The following is a 2,052-nucleotide window of genomic DNA, read 5'->3' as shown; positions in this document are numbered from 1 at the left end:
GCCCTGAACGCCACCCTGACCGCGATCATCCATCCCGGACAGGCTCCACCCGAACCCCGCTACACGCCCTCGAAGAAGCTGGCCGAGTTCGTCCGCTGCCGGGATATGACATGTCGCTTCCCGGGGTGCAAGGAACCCGCCACCAAGTGCGATGTGGATCATACGATTCCGTGGCCGTACGGCCCGACGCAGGCCGCCAACCTCAAGTGCCTTTGCCGAAAACATCACTTGCTCAAGACCTTTTGGGCCGGGGACCCAGGCTGGCGCGATCAGCAGCTCCCTGATGGGCGAGTCATCTGGACCGCGCCCGACGGCCGCACTCACGTCACCACGCCCGGGAGTCGGCTGCTGTTCCCAGAACTATGCCAACCCACCGCAGCAGTCGCTCCCGTCGACGTTCCGGCCCGGCCAGCGCACAGTGCGGGATTGAGGATGCCCCGCCGCAAAACCACGAGAGCCCAAGACCGGGCCCGCCGCATCCACGACGAACGCACACTCAATCGGACCCTGGCCGAAGCTGAAGCCGAAGCGCACGGGCCGTCGCCCAACACTGTCGGATAGTTGTTGCCAGCAAAGGCGATTCGAACAATGCGCAGATAACCCGGGAGTTGGGTGTGGGCCAAAGACGCTAGTGCACGCCCTCCATGAGACGGCTCACCCATCCGCTCAGCGCCATCACCACGCAACCGACGACGATGGCGACGACGCCGATGATTCCGAAGTAGGCGAATTCGCTGGAGGGGTCGTAATAGCCGGCCAATACACCGGACATCGAGGTGCCGATGCCAACCGAGAAGAAGTAGAGCGCCATCATCTGCGCCCGGAACGCTTGCGGGGCAAGCTTGGTCGTGACCGACAGCCCGATCGGCGAGATCATCAGCTCGGACACGGCGAATACGGCGAGGATGGCGGCGACCAGGAGCGCGGGCACCGCCCTGCCCGTCGTTCCCGCCATGGGAAGGAACAGAAGGAAGGCCACCCCCATGCCGATCACGCCGTAGGCGAACTTGCGCGGCGTGGTGGGCGCACGGTTGCCGAGGCGGGTCCACATCGCGGCGAAGATGGGGGAGAGCAGGATGATCCACACCGGTTCGATGGATCCGATCCAGTTCGACGGAGCCGTCCACCCGAATATCGACCAGTTCATCCGCTCGTCGGAGTACACCGCCAGGACGGTGAAGATCTGCTGGAAGAGCGACCAGAAGACCGCGTTCGCAATGAACAGCGGGATGAACGCCCGCACCCGGGTGCGTTCCACCGCTTCGACTTTGGGGCTTCGGAGCATCACGATGAAGTACGCGACCGCGGCGACCACGATCACCCCGGTCGTGACCTGGGAGAGGTTGGCCAACGTCACCAGCCCGGTGGCCAACACGGCCGCGACCACCGCGAGGGCGACGACCAGCATGCCGACGTATACGGGTATCTTGCTGCGCGGCAGCGGATTCGGCACGTCGCGGCCGTGCGTGCCGAGGTTGCGTCGGAAGACGACGTACTGTGCGAGGCCCAATGCCATGCCGACGGCGGCAGCGCCGAATCCCCAGTGGAAGCCGACGCTGGTCTGCAGGATGCCGGTGATCAACGGGCCGACGAACGCCCCCAGATTGATGCCCAGATAGAACAGCGTGAATCCACCGTCGGCGCGCGCATCACCCTTGTCGTACAGCGTGCCCAGCAGCGACGAGGCGTTCGCCTTGAGCGCACCGGAGCCAAGCGCCACCAGCAGCAACCCGGCGCCGACCCCCGCGAGGCCGGGCAGGACAGCCAGCGCGAGGTGTCCGAGCATGACCACCACGCCGCCGTAGAACACCGTGCGCTCCATGCCGAGGAGTCGGTCGGCCACCCACCCGCCGAGCACGGTCGACAGGTAGACCAACCCGCCGTACGCGCCGACGATGCCCGTGCCCGTGCTCTGCGGAAGGCCCAGTCCGCCGTCGGTCACCGAGTAGTAGAGGTAGTAGCCGAGGATCGTCAGCATCCCGTAGAACGAGAAGCGCTCCCACAACTCGACGCCGAACAGATTTACCAACCCGAGCGGGTGGCCGAACACCG

Annotated in this window: 2 protein-coding genes; one reads left to right on the top strand and one right to left on the bottom strand. The window is 65.6% G+C overall.

The features are described from left to right. The coding region (locus ACRDUX_RS31320) for an HNH endonuclease signature motif containing protein (protein ID WP_526419814.1) at positions 1-561 on the top strand (561 nt) is incomplete at its 5' end. 67 nt (positions 562-628) lie between these two features. On the opposite strand, the gene ACRDUX_RS31315 is transcribed toward ACRDUX_RS31320, so the two are convergent. Continuing rightward, positions 629-2,050 carry a peptide MFS transporter gene (locus tag ACRDUX_RS31315; RefSeq protein ID WP_526419812.1) on the bottom strand — a complete coding sequence of 474 codons (1,422 nt, stop codon included), beginning with the start codon at positions 2,048-2,050 and terminating at the stop codon, positions 629-631. Positions 2,051-2,052: the final 2 nt, after the last annotated feature.

The sequence above is a fragment of the Mycobacterium sp. genome (assembly GCF_050701675.1).
Taxonomy (GTDB): Bacteria; Actinomycetota; Actinomycetes; order Mycobacteriales; family Mycobacteriaceae; genus Mycobacterium.
The sequence above is the reverse complement of the archived record's forward strand: the minus strand, read 5'-3'. Positions and strand labels throughout refer to the sequence as shown.